General features: G+C 64.2%; 18 protein-coding genes. 16 read left to right on the top strand and 2 right to left on the bottom strand.

All coding sequences use genetic code 11. From position 1 onward, the window contains the following. Positions 1 to 4: 4 nt before the first annotated feature. The 7 genes from F8N82_RS16995 (at position 5) to F8N82_RS16965 (ending at position 5398) form a co-directional block, all read left to right on the top strand. Complete coding sequence (locus F8N82_RS16995) at positions 5 to 1123, top strand: protein-glutamate methylesterase/protein-glutamine glutaminase (RefSeq protein ID WP_038996363.1); 1119 nt, start codon at positions 5 to 7, stop codon at positions 1121 to 1123. Continuing rightward, on the top strand, positions 1123 to 1863 hold the full coding sequence (locus tag F8N82_RS16990; protein WP_038996362.1) for a flagellar motor protein: 741 nt from the start codon (positions 1123 to 1125) through the stop codon (positions 1861 to 1863). Before F8N82_RS16995 ends, F8N82_RS16990 begins: the two co-directional genes overlap by 1 nt. A 3-nt stretch (positions 1864 to 1866) precedes the next feature. Then, the gene (gene motD, locus F8N82_RS16985) at positions 1867 to 2754 is read left to right on the top strand and encodes a flagellar motor protein MotD (RefSeq protein WP_038996361.1); all 888 of its coding nucleotides are present in this window, start codon (positions 1867 to 1869) and stop codon (positions 2752 to 2754) included. Positions 2755 to 2799: 45 nt separating this feature from the next. Further along, on the top strand, positions 2800 to 3588 hold the full coding sequence (locus tag F8N82_RS16980) for a ParA family protein (protein WP_038996360.1): 789 nt from the start codon (positions 2800 to 2802) through the stop codon (positions 3586 to 3588). Continuing rightward, positions 3588 to 4460, top strand: coding sequence for a CheW domain-containing protein (locus F8N82_RS16975; protein ID WP_038996359.1), 873 nt, complete (start codon positions 3588 to 3590; stop codon positions 4458 to 4460). The genes F8N82_RS16980 and F8N82_RS16975 overlap by 1 nt, the downstream gene beginning before the upstream one ends. Positions 4461 to 4524: 64 nt before the next feature. Beyond that, entirely contained in the window at positions 4525 to 5004 is a 480-nt protein-coding gene (locus F8N82_RS16970) for a chemotaxis protein CheW (protein WP_010225041.1), read from the top strand. A 1-nt stretch (position 5005) separates the two neighbouring features. After that, positions 5006 to 5398, top strand: a complete 393-nt coding sequence (locus F8N82_RS16965; RefSeq protein WP_038996358.1) for a DUF2802 domain-containing protein — start codon at positions 5006 to 5008, stop codon at positions 5396 to 5398. 75 nt (positions 5399 to 5473) lie between these two features. Here the strand turns inward: F8N82_RS16965 and F8N82_RS16960 are convergent, their stop codons facing one another. Next, on the bottom strand, positions 5474 to 5806 hold the full coding sequence (locus F8N82_RS16960; protein ID WP_038996357.1) for an EscU/YscU/HrcU family type III secretion system export apparatus switch protein: 333 nt from the start codon (positions 5804 to 5806) through the stop codon (positions 5474 to 5476). Next, the gene (locus F8N82_RS16955; RefSeq protein ID WP_038996356.1) at positions 5803 to 7371 is read right to left on the bottom strand and encodes a flagellar hook-length control protein FliK; all 1569 of its coding nucleotides are present in this window, start codon (positions 7369 to 7371) and stop codon (positions 5803 to 5805) included. The genes F8N82_RS16960 and F8N82_RS16955 overlap by 4 nt, the downstream gene beginning before the upstream one ends. 163 nt (positions 7372 to 7534) lie before the next feature. On the opposite strand from F8N82_RS16955, the gene ccmA reads away from it, so the two are divergent. The 9 genes from ccmA to ccmI are packed head-to-tail and all read left to right on the top strand — an operon-like array spanning position 7535 to position 14460. Next, the gene (gene ccmA, locus F8N82_RS16950; RefSeq protein ID WP_038996355.1) at positions 7535 to 8167 is read left to right on the top strand and encodes a cytochrome c biogenesis heme-transporting ATPase CcmA; all 633 of its coding nucleotides are present in this window, start codon (positions 7535 to 7537) and stop codon (positions 8165 to 8167) included. Then, a complete protein-coding gene (gene ccmB / locus F8N82_RS16945; RefSeq protein WP_026001415.1) occupies positions 8164 to 8832 on the top strand; it encodes a heme exporter protein CcmB in 669 nt (222 codons plus the stop codon). Before ccmA ends, ccmB begins: the two co-directional genes overlap by 4 nt. A gap of 43 nt (positions 8833 to 8875) precedes the next feature. Beyond that, complete coding sequence (locus F8N82_RS16940) at positions 8876 to 9652, top strand: heme ABC transporter permease (RefSeq protein ID WP_038996353.1); 777 nt, start codon at positions 8876 to 8878, stop codon at positions 9650 to 9652. Then, a complete protein-coding gene (ccmD, locus tag F8N82_RS16935; RefSeq protein WP_038996352.1) occupies positions 9649 to 9825 on the top strand; it encodes a heme exporter protein CcmD in 177 nt (58 codons plus the stop codon). The genes F8N82_RS16940 and ccmD overlap by 4 nt, the downstream gene beginning before the upstream one ends. Further along, on the top strand, positions 9822 to 10277 hold the full coding sequence (gene ccmE / locus F8N82_RS16930; protein WP_038996351.1) for a cytochrome c maturation protein CcmE: 456 nt from the start codon (positions 9822 to 9824) through the stop codon (positions 10275 to 10277). The genes ccmD and ccmE overlap by 4 nt, the downstream gene beginning before the upstream one ends. A gap of 11 nt (positions 10278 to 10288) precedes the next feature. Continuing rightward, positions 10289 to 12262, top strand: coding sequence for a heme lyase CcmF/NrfE family subunit (locus F8N82_RS16925; protein WP_176470421.1), 1974 nt, complete (start codon positions 10289 to 10291; stop codon positions 12260 to 12262). Then, positions 12259 to 12792 carry a DsbE family thiol:disulfide interchange protein gene (locus F8N82_RS16920; RefSeq protein WP_038996349.1) on the top strand — a complete coding sequence of 178 codons (534 nt, stop codon included), beginning with the start codon at positions 12259 to 12261 and terminating at the stop codon, positions 12790 to 12792. Before F8N82_RS16925 ends, F8N82_RS16920 begins: the two co-directional genes overlap by 4 nt. Beyond that, positions 12789 to 13265 (top strand): cytochrome c-type biogenesis protein, encoded by a 477-nt coding sequence (locus F8N82_RS16915; protein ID WP_038996348.1) that lies wholly within the window; start codon positions 12789 to 12791, stop codon positions 13263 to 13265. The genes F8N82_RS16920 and F8N82_RS16915 overlap by 4 nt, the downstream gene beginning before the upstream one ends. Further along, positions 13258 to 14460 carry a c-type cytochrome biogenesis protein CcmI gene (ccmI, locus tag F8N82_RS16910; protein ID WP_038996347.1) on the top strand — a complete coding sequence of 401 codons (1203 nt, stop codon included), beginning with the start codon at positions 13258 to 13260 and terminating at the stop codon, positions 14458 to 14460. The genes F8N82_RS16915 and ccmI overlap by 8 nt, the downstream gene beginning before the upstream one ends. Positions 14461 to 14466: the final 6 nt, after the last annotated feature.

The following is a 14466-nucleotide window of genomic DNA, read 5'->3' as shown; positions in this document are numbered from 1 at the left end:
GTTTATGGCAGTCAAGGTCCTGGTGGTGGATGATTCCGGTTTCTTCCGCCGCCGCGTCTCGGAAATTCTTTCAGCGGACCCGACTATCCAGGTCGTCGGTACCGCGACCAACGGCAAGGAAGCGATCGACCAGGCACTGTCGCTCAAGCCTGACGTCATCACCATGGACTACGAAATGCCCATGATGGATGGCATCACCGCCGTGCGTCACATCATGCAGCGTTGCCCGACCCCGGTGCTGATGTTCTCCTCGCTGACCCACGAAGGCGCCCGTGTCACCCTTGACGCGCTGGATGCCGGTGCGGTCGATTACTTGCCGAAGAACTTCGAAGACATCTCGCGCAACCCGGAGAAGGTCAAGCAGTTGCTGTGTGAAAAGGTCCATACCATTTCCCGTAGCAACCGTCGTTTCAGTGCCTACGCAAGCCCGGCGCCAGCGCCGCAGCCAAGTGCGCAGCCCGCTGTCAGCAGCCTGGGCAGCGCCCCAGCGCCACGTGCCGCAGCACCTGTGCGCGCAGCGGCGGCGCCGGCCTCCAGTGCTTCGCCGGCACCCAAGCGCAAGCCCTACAAGCTGGTTGCCATTGGTACGTCCACCGGCGGCCCGGTTGCTCTGCAGCGGGTCCTGACCCAACTGCCGGCCAACTTCCCGGCGCCGATCGTGCTGATCCAGCACATGCCGGCGGCCTTTACCAAGGCGTTTGCCGAGCGCCTCGACAAGTTGTGCAAGATCAGCGTCAAGGAAGCCGAGGACGGCGATATGCTGCGCCCGGGCCTGGCCCTGCTGGCCCCTGGCGGCAAGCAGATGATGGTCGACGGTCGCGGCACGGTGAAGATTTTGCCGGGCGATGAGCGCCTGAACTACAAGCCGTGCGTAGACATCACCTTCGGCTCGGCGGCCAAGTCCTATGGCGACAAGGTACTGTCGGTGGTACTCACCGGCATGGGCGCCGACGGCCGTGAAGGCGCGCGCCTGCTCAAGCAGGGCGGCAGCACGGTGTGGGCCCAGGATGAAGCCAGCTGCGTGATCTACGGCATGCCCATGGCTATCGTCAAAGCCAACCTGGCAGACGCGGTGTACGGCCTGGACGAAATCGGCAAGCACCTGGTCGAGGCCTGCGTCTGATGGATGTCTTGAGCCTTATCGGGATCATCCTGGCATTTGTCGCCATCGTTGGCGGCAATTACCTCGAAGGCGGTCACCTGTCGGCACTGCTCAACGGTCCTGCGGCGCTGATCGTGCTCGGCGGCACCCTGGCGGCGGCGTTGCTGCAATCGCCGATGAGCGCTTTCAAGCGCGCGCTGCAGATCGTGCGCTGGATTCTGTTCCCGCCACGGGTCGACCTGGCCGGCGGCATCGACCGGGTCGTCACCTGGTCGCTGACCGCGCGCAAGGAAGGCCTGCTGGGCCTTGAAGGCGTGGCCGATGCCGAGCCGGACCCTTACGCACGCAAAGGTTTGCAGCTGCTGGTCGACGGCGCTGAACCTGAAGCCATCCGCAGCATCCTCGAAGTGGATTTCTACACCCAGGAAAGCCGCGATGTGCAGGCTGCCAAGGTGTTCGAGAGCATGGGCGGCTACGCGCCGACCATCGGTATCATCGGTGCGGTGATGGGCCTGATCCACGTGATGGGCAACCTCGCTGACCCGTCGCAGTTGGGCAATGGCATTGCCGTGGCTTTTGTTGCCACCATCTACGGTGTTGCCAGTGCCAACCTGATCCTGCTGCCGATTGCCAACAAGCTCAAGGCCCTGGCCCTGCGCCAGTCGCGCTACCGGGAAATGCTCCTGGAAGGTTTGCTGTCGATCGCCGAAGGCGAAAACCCGCGCTCGATCGAGCTGAAGCTTCAGGGCTTCATGGAGTAACACATGGCGCGCCGTCGACAACCCGAAGAGCATGAAAACCACGAACGCTGGCTGGTGTCCTACGCCGACTTCATTACCTTGCTGTTCGCGTTTTTCGTGGTCATGTATTCGATCTCCTCGATCAACGAGGGCAAGTACAAGGTCATTTCCCAGGCCCTGATCGGCGTGTTCAACGACCCCGAGCGGAGCATGAAGCCGATCCCCATCGGCGACGAGCGCCCGCTCAGCGTCAAGCCGGCCGAGCCGTTAATCAAGGACAGCGAGCAGGTTGACGCGGGCCTGGCGCAAACCAGCAGCGACCCGCTCAAGACCATCACCGATGACGTGCGCGACGCCTTCGGTGACCTGATCAAATCCGACCAGATGACCGTGCGCGGCAACGAACTGTGGGTCGAGATCGAGCTCAATTCCTCGCTGCTGTTCGGCAGCGGCGACGCCATGCCCAGTGACGTGGCGTTCAATATCATCGAGAAGGTGGCGAGGATCCTCAAGCCATTCGCCAACCCGGTGCACGTCGAAGGTTTTACCGACGACCTGCCTATCCGCACCGCGCAGTACCCGACCAACTGGGAACTGTCATCGGCGCGGGCGGCGAGCATCGTCCGCCTGCTGGCGATGGAAGGGGTGAACCCGGCGCGCATGGCGTCGGTCGGCTACGGTGAGTTCCAGCCGATCGCCGGCAATGACACAGCCGAAGGTCGCGCGCGCAACCGACGGGTGGTATTGGTGATCTCGCGCAACCTGGAAGTACGCCGCAGCCTGACCGGTACTGGCAGCGCCAATGCCAGCCCGGACGCGGCGATGAAGCGGGCTGGCACACAAACTGCACCGGCAGCGGTAGCACCGACGGTGGGCGATAATCGCGTCAATTCCCCGTCACCGACCCTATAACCGATCCCGGCAGGGCAGGCTGCCGTACCGGGAGGAAGCAATGCAATGAGAGTCTGGGCAGTAGCCAATCAAAAAGGTGGAGTCGGCAAGACCACCACGTCCATCGCCCTGGCCGGCCTGCTGGCCGAGGCGGGCAAGCGTGTGGTTGTCGTCGACCTCGACCCGCACGGGTCGATGACCAGCTATTTCGGGCACAACCCCGATGCGCTGGAGCACAGTTGCTACGACCTGTTCCTGCACAAGGGCACGGTGCCTGAAGGCTTGCCCGGGCAATTGCTGCTGCCGACCAGCGACGAGAAGATCTCGCTGTTGCCCTCCAGTACCGCTCTGGCCGTGCTTGAGCGCCAGTCGCCGGGCCAGAGTGGCCTGGGCCTGGTGATCGCCAAGTCTCTGGCGCAACTGTGGCAGGACTTCGACTACGCCATCATCGACAGCCCGCCGTTGCTCGGCGTGCTGATGGTCAACGCCCTGGCGGCCAGCCAGCAGCTGGTGATCCCGGTGCAGACCGAGTACCTGGCGGTCAAGGGCCTGGAGCGCATGGTCAGCACCCTGGCGATGGTCAACCGCTCGCGCAAGCAGGCGTTGCCCTATCACATCGTGCCGACCCTGTTCGACCGCCGCACCCAGGCCTCCATGGGCACCTTGCGGGTGCTGCGCGACGCTTACCCCGAACATATCTGGCAAGGCTACATTCCGGTCGACACACGCCTGCGTGATGCCAGCCGGGCCGGGCTGACGCCCTCGCAATTTGACGGCAAGAGCCGCGGCATAGTGGCCTACAAAGCGCTGCTCAAGCACCTGCTGACGCAGAACCTTGCCCTGCAGGTGGCCTGATGAATCGCCCTCAACAGCTCGCCAGCCGGCCACAGATGGCCTTGCAGACCTACCTCGACGGTTTGCTGCAGGAGGCTACCGGAGAACTCGACGAGGTGCTGCCGGCATCGGTCGAGCCGGACGAGTTCCAGGCAGCAGTGCGTGAAGAGCAGGCCCGTGATGCCCAGGTGGCGGCCCAGGCCGCGGTAAAACCTGAGCCACTGCCATTTGCCGAGCCGCCACTCCCGGTATTGCCGCTGACCTTGCCGCCGGTGGTCGAGGCTGCGGTAGCGCCGGTGGTCGAGTCTGTAGTCGAAGCGCCCAAGCCGCAGGCCGAGGTTGCGCCGGTCGAGCCGCTGGTGGATGTGCACCTGCCGCCGGCACCCAATCAACCGGTACCACCGGCCACTGTCGATGGCCGCCCGGCCTGGGCTGCCGAGCCGTTCGAATGCCTGCTGTTCGATGTCGCGGGCCTGACCCTGGCGGTACCGCTGGTATGCCTGGGCTCGATCTACTCGCTGGCCGGCCACGAATTGACACCGCTGTTTGGCCAGCCCGACTGGTTCCTTGGCATCCTGCCGAGCCAGAGCGGCAACCTCAAGGTATTGGATACCGCCCGCTGGGTCATGCCCGACCGTTACCGGGACGACTTTCGCCAGGGCTTGCAGTACGTGATTTCGGTCCAGGGCTACGAATGGGGCCTGGCGGTGCATCAGGTCAGCCGTTCGCTGCGCCTGGACCCCAACGAAATCAAGTGGCGCAGCCAGCGCGGCCAACGGCCATGGCTGGCCGGCACCGTGATTGAACACATGTGCGCGTTGCTCGACGTCGCCGAACTGGCCGAGTTGATCGCCAGCGGTGCGGTCAAGCAATTGCACAGCACCCATAACTAATCGGCCGCATCTGCCGCGACCGCACTGAGCACACCGCCGATGGCGGATTTTGAGGGATAGGGGAATGAAAAAATCGTCTGCACAAGGTTCCGAAGATCCGATCCTGCAGTGGGTGACCTTCAAGCTGGACAACGAGTCCTACGGCATCAACGTGATGCAGGTGCAGGAAGTCCTGCGCTACACCGAGATCGCCCCGGTCCCGGGTGCCCCGAGCTACGTGCTGGGCATCATCAACCTGCGCGGTAACGTGGTCACCGTGATCGACACCCGCCAGCGCTTCGGCCTGCTGTCCAGCGAGATCACCGACAACACCCGTATCGTCATCATCGAGGCCGACAAGCAAGTGGTCGGCATCCTGGTCGACAGCGTCGCTGAAGTGGTTTACCTGCGTCAGTCGGAAATCGAGACCGCGCCGAATGTCGGCAACGAGGAATCGGCCAAGTTCATCCAGGGCGTGTGCAACAAGAACAACGAACTGCTGATTCTGGTCGAGCTGGACAAGATGATGACCGAGGAAGAGTGGTCCGAGCTGGAGAACATCTGAGTTGATCCTCGAGGTTGCAGTCATATTTCTGGCGCTGCTCTGGGCGGTCAGCCTGTGGTTCTTCCTGAACTACAGCAAGCGCCAGCGTGAGCTGGCCGCGCAACAGGCCCAGGGTGATGCGGTGCGTGACCAGCGCATCAAGGACCTGGCCAAGAGTCTGGACGACTACCAGAACGGCAGCGTGCGTATGGGCGAAGCCCTGCACGAGCTGCGCGCGGTGGTTGCGCCCTTGCCGGACAAGCTCCTGCAACTGGAGCAGCGTGACCCCAACAGCCTGTCGTTCGCGCAAGCGGCGCGGCTGGTGGGCATGGGTGCCAGTGTTGATGAACTGACCCAGTCCTGCGGTTTGACCCAGGCTGAGGCTGAGTTGATGAGCAAGTTGCACCGCAGTTGAAGGTTGCAGTGAATTGATCGCGGGGCAAGCCCGCTCCTGCAGGTGTTGTGGGAGCAGGCTTGCCCCGCGATGCTTTCAGGCACCCGGCAATCTCAGGTCGGTGGGGGTGATATCGCGCTCCTGGGGGGGCTCGTCGACAAACCCCGCCGGCACCTTGCCCTTGAGCTGCCAGGCGAAGGCGATGATTTCGGCGATGGTCAGGTACAGGGCCTCGGGAATCTGATCGCCCAGCTCCATGCGCGCCAGCAGGCGCACCAGTTCGGCGTTCTCGTAGATCGGTACCTCGTGCTCGCGGGCAATCGCCAGGATCGCCTCGGCCAGCTCGTCGTCACCTTTGGCACTAAGGGTCGGGGCTTGCTGGCCGTCGTAGGTCAGGGCGATGGCCTGGCGGGGAGTTTTATCAATCATGCCTGTTCATCCACCCATCTTTGCTCCAGGTGCGTACGCGGCCCCTGTGGCGCTGTGCCGTGATGGCAGTGCAGCTCCGTGACGTTGAGACCACGGGCCAGCAGCCGTTCGCGCAGGTGGCCGAGCTGGCTTTCGATCAGTTGCGCGGTGCTTGGTAATTCGGCCCAGAGCTGGCTGGACAGGCTGCCCTGGCTGATCTGCGCCTGCACCTGCAATGGCCCCAGCGGGTGCAGGTCAAAAGACAGCTCGATGCGCCAGAGCATTTCCAACGGGTCGCGACGCTCGCGCTCCGGGTCGCTTTGCTGCTCCGGGGTTTCTTCGCGCTGCAGTTTCATCTGCAACGGCATGAAATCCTGGCCGGTACGCAGGGGAATCTCCAGTTGCCAGGTGGTTTGCAGGTTGCCATCGGCGGTGGTGCCGGTTTGCTCAAGGCTTGCCAGCTGATGGCTTTGTAGGCGCGAGATGGCCGCAGCAGCCAGGCGCAGCAGGTGCTCGAGATCACCTTCGCCGTCCTGGCTCTGCAATAACCGCGAGGGCAGGGGGAAGCCACCGGGCTGGGGCCGCGGGCTGACCTGGCCGAGCATGCCCAGGGCATTGCGGACCATGCCCGGCATGACCTGGGCCAGGGTGCTGGCGGCGGCCGCCGGGTTGAAGGTGGCGTTGCCGGGCAGGCCCGGCAGCAATTGCGCCACCAGGCGTACCACCTGGGCCTTGAGGTCGGGGGCAAGTGCGGCAGGCAGCCCGGCCAGCAGCTTGGCCTCAAGAAACACGCCGCTGTTGCTCAGGGCCTGGGCCAGGCCCTTGGGCTCGCTGAGCTGGCGGATGTCCGGCAGGCTGGCCAGCAGCTTGTCGACCGTGGCGCGCACTTCGCCGCTCTGGCTATTGTCGTTGCGTAGCTGCTGCAGGCCTGCCAGCAAGCCTTGCAGGGAGGCCTGGCGACTCTGCTGGGTGCTGAGCTGCTGGGTAATCGCCAGTTGCTCCTGGCGGCCGCTGAGCGGGACGAAGCTCAGCGATTGATCACCTTGCACCCGAGCGCTGAGCAGGCTGCCCACCGCTAGCGGACGGGGGCTGTCGATGGCCAGGGTGGCACCGGCTTGCGGGCCGCCGAGCAGGGTTACCAACGAGCGAAACTGCGCCAACTGGCCGGCGTTAGGCGGCAATGTCTGGCTGGTGACGACCTTGCCTTGCAGCAGGGTGCCTACCGGCAGCTCGCGGGTGTCGATGCGGGTCAGGGTGGCCACGCTACTGGCGATGGTCTGCTGCACCGTGATGCTCAGGTTGGCGCTGCTGCTCTGGGTGACCGCCAGCTGGCTGCCCTGGGCCAGGGGCAGGCTGCTGCTGGCCTGGACGTTGGTCTGTCGGCCGTTGTCCTGGGTCAGCTTTAGCAACATCTGGAAGTCCTGGCCGACCTGACGCAGGGTCAGTACCTCGGCCTTGGCGGTTTCGCCGGGGGCCAGCAAGGCCTGTTGCGGTTGCAGCAGGCGCAGCAGTTCGCCGGTCATCGCCGAGCGCAACGGCGGGTTGGCCGGAATCTGTGTGCCGAGGTTGTTGATTTCGCCTGTCATCCGCTCGCAACCTGTTGAAATAGCCCTCTTTGCAGTAGGACATCACATGTATAATGCCGCCCGATCTTTGGCGATCAGCGCGGCCGGGCCACATCGTCGTTGCCAGTATAACGGCAAGGCCGGGACCGACTTGAGACAGGCATCCCAAGCATAAGGCGAAACCGTGACCCCTCATCTCCAAGCCGTGGGCCTGGCCTGCGAGCGCGACTGGCGAATGCTCTTCGAAAACCTCGAATTGCACCTGGGTGCAGGCGACATGCTGCAGATCAGCGGCCCCAACGGCAGTGGCAAGACCAGCCTGCTGCGCCTGATGGCCGGCCTCATGAGCCCGACCGCCGGGCAGATTCTGTTAAGCGGCAAGCCGTTGACCGAGCAGCGCAACGAGCTGGCGCGCATCCTCTTGTGGATTGGTCATGCCGCCGGCATCAAGGATGTCCTCAGCCCCGAAGAGAACCTCGCCTGGCTCTGCGCCCTGCATCGCCCGGCAGCGCCTGCGGCCATCCGCAAGGCCCTGGAAGCGGTCGGCCTGCGCGGTTTCGAAGACGTGCCTTGCCATACCCTGTCGGCCGGCCAGCAACGCCGCGTGGCCCTGGCCCGGCTGTACCTGGACAGCCCGCCGCTGTGGATTCTCGACGAACCCTTCACCGCCCTCGACAAGCAGGGCGTGGCCCAGCTCGAAGCGCACCTGGCCGCCCATTGCGAGCAGGGCGGCATGGTCGTGCTGACCACCCACCACACGCTGGAACGCAAGCCGTCCGGTTACCGTGAACTGAACCTGGGGCAGTGGGCCGCATGAGTGTGTTTGTGCTGTTGTTGCGCCGTGAGGCGCGTCTGTTGTGCCGACGTCCCGCCGAGCTTGCCAACCCGCTGGTGTTCTTCGCCATCGTTGTCGCGTTGTTCCCGTTGGCGGTCGGTCCCGAGACTCAATTGTTGCAAACCTTGTCTCCGGGACTGGTCTGGGTCGCAGCGCTTTTATCGGTTCTGCTCTCGCTGGACGGGCTTTTCCGCAGTGATTTCGAGGATGGGTCGCTTGAGCAGTGGGTCCTTTCGTCGCACCCCCTGCCTCTTCTGGTGCTGGCGAAAGTGCTGGCACACTGGGCCTTTTCCGGCCTGGCACTGGTATTGTTGGCACCCTTGCTGGCACTGATGCTAGGTTTGCCTGCGGCATGCCTGCCGGTACTGCTGGCATCGCTTTTGCTCGGTACCCCGGTATTGAGCCTGTTGGGCGCCGTGGGTGCGGCCCTGACGGTCGGCTTGAAACGTGGCGGCCTGCTGCTGGCGCTACTTATTTTACCGTTATATATCCCGGTATTGATCCTGGGCAGTGGCGCCTTGCAGGCGGCATTGCAAGCTATGCCGGCGACCGGTTATCTGCTCTGGCTTGGCAGCCTGACCGCCCTGGCAGTAACTCTGGCACCCTTTGCAATAGCGGCTGGCCTGAAGATCAGCGTCGGCGAATAATGAGGTCTGGGCTCAGCCCAGCAAAGACCCTGGATGTACCGTGATGAAAAGCAGCGCAATCAGCTGGACGTGGTTTCACAAACTGGGTTCACCCAAATGGTTCTATTCCATCAGCGGGCGGATGCTGCCGTGGCTGGCGATTGCCGCCATCCTGCTGATCGGCATCGGCGTGGTCTGGGGCCTGGCCTTCGCGCCGCAGGATTACCAGCAAGGTAACAGCTTCAGGATCATCTACATCCACGTACCGGCGGCGATGCTCGCCCAGTCCTGCTATGTGATGCTGGCGGTGGCCGGGGTAGTGGGCCTGGTGTGGAAGATGAAGATCGCCGATGTCGCCCTGCAATGCGCGGCGCCCATCGGTGCCTGGATGACCGCCGTGGCGCTGGTCACCGGGGCCATCTGGGGCAAGCCGACCTGGGGCAGCTGGTGGGTCTGGGATGCCCGACTGACGTCGATGCTGATCCTGCTTTTTCTGTACTTCGGTCTCATTGCCCTGAGCCATGCAATCAGCAATCGTGAGAGCGCGGCCAAGGCCTGTGCGGTGCTGGCCATCGTCGGCGTGATCAACATCCCGATCATCAAGTATTCGGTGGAGTGGTGGAACACCCTGCACCAGGGCGCCACGTTCACCCTCACCGAAAAACCGGCGATGCCCGCCGAAATGTGGCTGCCGCTGCTGCTGACGGTGCTGGGTTTCTACTGCTTCTTCGGCGCCGTGCTGTTGCTGCGCATGCGCCTTGAAGTGCTCAAGCGCGAGGCACGCGCCAGCTGGGTCAAGGAGGAGGTATTGAACAGCCTGGGTCGGGAGATGGCGCGATGAGCTTTGCCTCCTTCAGTGATTTTCTCGCCATGGGCCATCACGGCCTGTACGTCTGGTCGGCCTACGGCATCTGCCTGCTGGTGCTGGCCCTCAACGTCGCCGCGCCCGTGCGCGCCAAGCGCCGTTACCTGCAAGAACAGGCGCGTCGTCTGCGCCGGGAGAACAAACCGTGAATCCGCAGCGTAAAAAGCGTCTGTTCATCATCCTCGGCCTGCTGGCCGGGATTGGCATTGCCGTGGGCCTGGCCCTGAGCGCCCTGCAGCAGAACATCAACCTGTTCTATACCCCGACCCAGATCGCCAATGGCGAAGCGCCGCTGGACACTCGCATCCGCGCTGGCGGCATGGTCGAGAAAGGCTCGCTGCAACGCTCCGGCGACTCGCTGGACGTGCGCTTCGTGGTCACCGACTTCAACAAGTCGGTACCGATCACCTACCGTGGCATCCTTCCGGACCTGTTCCGCGAAGGGCAGGGTATCGTCGCCCTGGGCAAGCTCAACGCCGAGGGCGTGGTAGTGGCCGATGAAGTGCTGGCCAAGCACGACGAAAAATACATGCCGCCGGAAGTCACCAAGGCCCTCAAGGAAAGCGGCCAAGCCGCCAGCGATGCCGGAGCCAAGCCATGAATGCGGCACTGATCATTCCTGAACTGGGCCAGCTGGCGATGATCCTGGCGATCTGCTTCGCCTGCGTCCAGGCCACCATCCCGCTGCTCGGCGCCTGGCGCGGTGACAGCCTGTGGATGAGCCTGGCGCGCCCGGCGGCCTGGGGCCAGTTCGCCTTCCTGGCGTTCGCCTTTGCCTGCCTCACCCACGCCTTCATGACCGACAACTTCTCGGTCGCCTATGTCGCCAACAACTCCAACAGCGCCTTGCCCTGGTACTTCAAGTTCAGCGCCGTGTGGGGCGCCCACGAAGGCTCGCTGCTGCTCTGGGCGATGATCCTCGGCGGCTGGACCTTCGCCGTGTCGATCTTCTCCCGGCAATTGCCGCAGGTGATGCTGGCGCGGGTGCTGGCGGTGATGGGCATGATCAGCGTCGGCTTCCTGTCGTTCCTGATCATCACCTCCAACCCGTTCAAGCGCCTGCTGCCGCAGGTGCCGACCGACGGCGCCGACCTCAACCCGCTGCTGCAGGATATCGGCCTGATCGTCCACCCGCCGATGCTGTACATGGGCTATGTGGGCTTCTCGGTGGCCTTTGCCTTTGCCATCGCCGCCTTGCTCGGCGGTCGCCTGGACGCCGCCTGGGCCCGCTGGTCGCGGCCCTGGACCATCGTTGCCTGGGCCTTTCTGGGTATCGGTATCACCCTCGGTTCCTGGTGGGCCTATTACGAGCTGGGCTGGGGCGGCTGGTGGTTCTGGGACCCGGTCGAGAACGCCTCGTTCATGCCGTGGCTGGTGGGTACCGCGCTGATTCACTCGCTGGCGGTCACCGAGAAGCGTGGCGTGTTCAAGAGCTGGACGGTACTGCTGGCCATCGCCGCCTTTTCCCTGAGCTTGCTGGGCACCTTCCTGGTCCGTTCCGGGGTACTGACCTCGGTGCATGCCTTCGCCTCGGACCCTGAGCGCGGCATTTTCATCCTGATTTTCCTGCTGTTCGTGGTCGGTGGCTCGCTGACCCTGTTCGCCCTGCGCGCGCCGGTGGTCAAGAGCCAGGTCGGCTTTGCCCTGTGGTCGCGGGAAACCCTGCTGTTGGCCAACAACCTGGTGCTGGTGGTGGCGGCGTCGATGATCCTCCTCGGTACCCTGTACCCGTTGATCCTCGACGCCCTGACCGGCGCCAAGCTGTCGGTCGGCCCGCCGTACTTCGATGCGCTGTTCATCCCGTTGATGGCGCTGCTGATGGTGGTAATGGCGGTGGGCGTGATCGTGCGCTGGAAAGACACCCCGAGCAGATGGCTGCTGGGCATGCTCACCCCGGTGCTGATCGCCAGCGTCGTGCTGGCGCCGATCGGCGGCCTGCTGGTGGATGATTTCGACTGGCAGGTGCTGGCCACCTTCGCCCTGGCTGCGTGGGTCATCCTTGCCGGCGCCCGCGACATCCTCGACAAGACCCGTCATAAAGGTCTGTTCAAGGGCCTGCGCGGCCTGAGCCGCAGCTACTGGGGCATGCAGGTTGCGCACCTGGGCCTGGCGGTATGCGCCCTGGGCGTGGTGCTGTCGAGCAACAACAGCGCCGAGCGCGACCTGCGCCTGGCACCTGGGGAGTCGGTGGAGCTGGCCGGTTACCAGTTCGTCTTCGAAGGCGCCAAGCACTTCGAAGGGCCGAACTTCACCTCCGATAAAGGCACCGTGCGCGTGGTCGAGAACGGTCGCGAGATCAGTGTGCTGCACCCGGAAAAACGCCTGTACACCGTGCAGCAGTCGATGATGACCGAAGCCGGCATCGACGCCGGTTTCACCCGTGACCTGTATGTCGCCCTCGGCGAGCCGCTGGATAACGGCGCCTGGGCGGTGCGGGTGCACGTCAAGCCGTTCGTGCGCTGGATCTGGCTGGGCGGTTTGCTGACCGGCCTGGGCGGTTTGCTCGCGGCACTGGATGGTCGCTATCGAGTCAAGGTGAAAACCCGTGTGCGTGAGGCACTGGGCATGTCTGGAGCAACTGCATGAAGCGTTGGATCATGGTGCTGCCGCTGGCGGTGTTTCTGCTGGTGGCGGTGTTTCTCTACCGCGGTCTGTTCCTCGACCCGAGCGAACTGCCCTCGGCGATGATCGGCAAGCCGTTCCCGGCCTTTGCCCTGCAGTCGGTCGACGGCAAGCCGCTGACCGAAGCCGACCTGCTGGGCAAACCGGCGCTGGTCAACGTCTGGGCCACCTGGTGCCCGTCGTGCAAGGTCGAGCACCCGTACCTGAACAAGCTGGCCGAGCAGGGCGTGGTGATCCACGGGGTCAACTACAAGGATGACAACGGCGCCGCGCTGAAATGGCTGGCCGAGTTCCACAACCCGTACCAGCTCGACATCCGCGACGAGCAGGGCAGCCTGGGCCTGGACCTGGGCGTGTACGGCGCGCCGGAAACTTTCCTGATCGACGCCAAGGGCATCATCCGCTACAAGCATGTCGGGGTGGTTGACGCCACGGTCTGGCGCGAGCAACTGGCGCCGCAGTACCAGAGCCTGGTCGATGAGGCCAAGCCATGAAGCGCTGGCTGGCAGCCGTCGTGCTCGGCCTGAGTCTGGCCGGGGTGACCCAGGCGGCAATCGACACCTACCAGTTTGCCGACGAGGCCGAGCGTGCGCGTTATCACGAGTTGACCAAGGAACTGCGCTGCCCCAAGTGCCAGAACCAGGACATCGCCGACTCCAATGCGCCGATTGCCGCCGACCTGCGTCGGGAGATCTTCCGCATGCTCGGCGAGGGCAAGAGCAATCAGCAGATCGTCGACTTCATGGTCGATCGCTACGGTGATTTCGTCCGCTACAAACCGGCCCTGAGCGCCCGTACCTGGCTGCTGTGGTTCGGCCCGGGGGTGTTGCTGCTGGGCGGTTTTACCGTGCTCGCGCTGATCGTGCGCAAACGCCGCGGGCAGGCGGCTGCAAGCAGCGCCGACCTTTCTTGCGAGGAGCGTGAGCGCCTCGCCAAATTGCTGGACAAAGAACAGACCCATGACTGATTTCTGGCTTGCTGCAGGCCTGCTGTTGCTGGTGGCCCTGAGCTTTTTGCTGATCCCGGTGTTGCGCGGCCGTCGTGCGCAACAGGAAGAAGACCGCACCGCCCTCAACGTCGCCCTGTATCAGGAACGCGTCGCCGAACTGGCTGCCCAGCAGGCTGCCGGGGTGCTCGATGCCGAGCAGTTCGGCAAGGGCCGTGATGAGGCCGCGCGCGAGCTGCTGGCCGATACCGAAGGCGCCGAGCCGCAACGCCTGGGGCGCCTGGGCAAACCGTTGCCGCTACTGGCCGCGGTGCTGGTACCGCTGATGGGCCTGGGCCTGTACCTGCACTTTGGTGCCAGCGAGCAGGTCGAGCTGACCCAGCAATTTGCCAAGGCGCCGCAGTCCATGGAAGAAATGACCCGCCGACTGGAGTTGGCCGTTCAGGCCCAGCCGGATTCGGCCGAAGGTCTGTACTTCCTTGGCCGTGCCTACATGGCTCAGGAGCGTCCAGCCGATGCCGCCAAGGTGTTCGAACGTGCCGTGGCAGTTGCCGGGCGTCAGCCGGAACTGCTCGGGCAGTGGGCGCAGGCGCTGTACTTTGGCAACAACAAACAATGGAACGGGCAGTTGCAGGCCCTGACCGACGAAGCGCTCAAGGCCGACCCGAACGAAGTCACCAGCCTTGGTCTGCTGGGCATCGCGGCATTTGAGGCCGAGCACTACCAGCAAGCCATCGACTACTGGAACCGCCTGCTGGCGCAACTGCCCGAGGGCGATGCCTCGCGCTCAGCGCTGCAGGGCGGCATCGAGCGGGCCAGCGACAAGCTCAAGGCCGGCGAGGGCAAGGCCGCGCCAGCGGTCGCCGAGCAGGGCACGGCACGCCTGAAGGTGCGGGTGGAGCTGGCAGCGGCGCTCAAGGACAAGGTCAAGCCTGACGACAGCGTGTTCATCTTCGCCCGGGCAAGTTCCGGCCCGCCAATGCCGCTGGCGGCCAAGCGGGTTACTGTGGCGCAGTTGCCGATCGAGGTGGAACTGAGCGACAGCGACGCGATGATGCCGAACATGAAACTGTCTAGCTTCCCTGAAGTCCAACTGGTTGCGCGCATCTCACGCGCTGGCCAGCCGACCCAGGGCGAATGGATCGGAAAGGGTGCTCCGCTGGCCAGCAGCACTACCGCTGCGCAACACCTGACCATCGACAGCCCGGACCAGTAAGAGACC

The organism is Pseudomonas fluorescens, assembly GCF_902497775.2.
Lineage (GTDB): Bacteria > Pseudomonadota > Gammaproteobacteria > Pseudomonadales > Pseudomonadaceae > Aquipseudomonas > Aquipseudomonas putida_F.
Note: the sequence above shows the minus strand (reverse complement) of the source record. Positions and strands in the feature narration are given on the sequence as shown.

Bases quoted from the DNA above. Each gene is read 5' to 3' on its own strand.
- F8N82_RS16995 (WP_038996363.1), top strand. From the start codon at position 5: ATGGCAGTCAAGGTCCTGGTGGTGGATGATTCCGGTTTCTTCCGCCGC.
- F8N82_RS16990 (WP_038996362.1), top strand. From the start codon at position 1,123: ATGGATGTCTTGAGCCTTATCGGGATCATCCTGGCATTTGTCGCCATC.
- motD (WP_038996361.1), top strand. From the start codon at position 1,867: ATGGCGCGCCGTCGACAACCCGAAGAGCATGAAAACCACGAACGCTGG.
- F8N82_RS16980 (WP_038996360.1), top strand. From the start codon at position 2,800: ATGAGAGTCTGGGCAGTAGCCAATCAAAAAGGTGGAGTCGGCAAGACC.
- F8N82_RS16975 (WP_038996359.1), top strand. From the start codon at position 3,588: ATGAATCGCCCTCAACAGCTCGCCAGCCGGCCACAGATGGCCTTGCAG.
- F8N82_RS16970 (WP_010225041.1), top strand. From the start codon at position 4,525: ATGAAAAAATCGTCTGCACAAGGTTCCGAAGATCCGATCCTGCAGTGG.
- F8N82_RS16960 (WP_038996357.1), bottom strand. From the start codon at position 5,806: ATGATTGATAAAACTCCCCGCCAGGCCATCGCCCTGACCTACGACGGC.
- F8N82_RS16955 (WP_038996356.1), bottom strand. From the start codon at position 7,371: ATGACAGGCGAAATCAACAACCTCGGCACACAGATTCCGGCCAACCCG.
- ccmB (WP_026001415.1), top strand. From the start codon at position 8,164: ATGAGTGTGTTTGTGCTGTTGTTGCGCCGTGAGGCGCGTCTGTTGTGC.
- F8N82_RS16940 (WP_038996353.1), top strand. From the start codon at position 8,876: ATGAAAAGCAGCGCAATCAGCTGGACGTGGTTTCACAAACTGGGTTCA.
- ccmD (WP_038996352.1), top strand. From the start codon at position 9,649: ATGAGCTTTGCCTCCTTCAGTGATTTTCTCGCCATGGGCCATCACGGC.
- F8N82_RS16920 (WP_038996349.1), top strand. From the start codon at position 12,259: ATGAAGCGTTGGATCATGGTGCTGCCGCTGGCGGTGTTTCTGCTGGTG.
- F8N82_RS16915 (WP_038996348.1), top strand. From the start codon at position 12,789: ATGAAGCGCTGGCTGGCAGCCGTCGTGCTCGGCCTGAGTCTGGCCGGG.
- ccmI (WP_038996347.1), top strand. From the start codon at position 13,258: ATGACTGATTTCTGGCTTGCTGCAGGCCTGCTGTTGCTGGTGGCCCTG.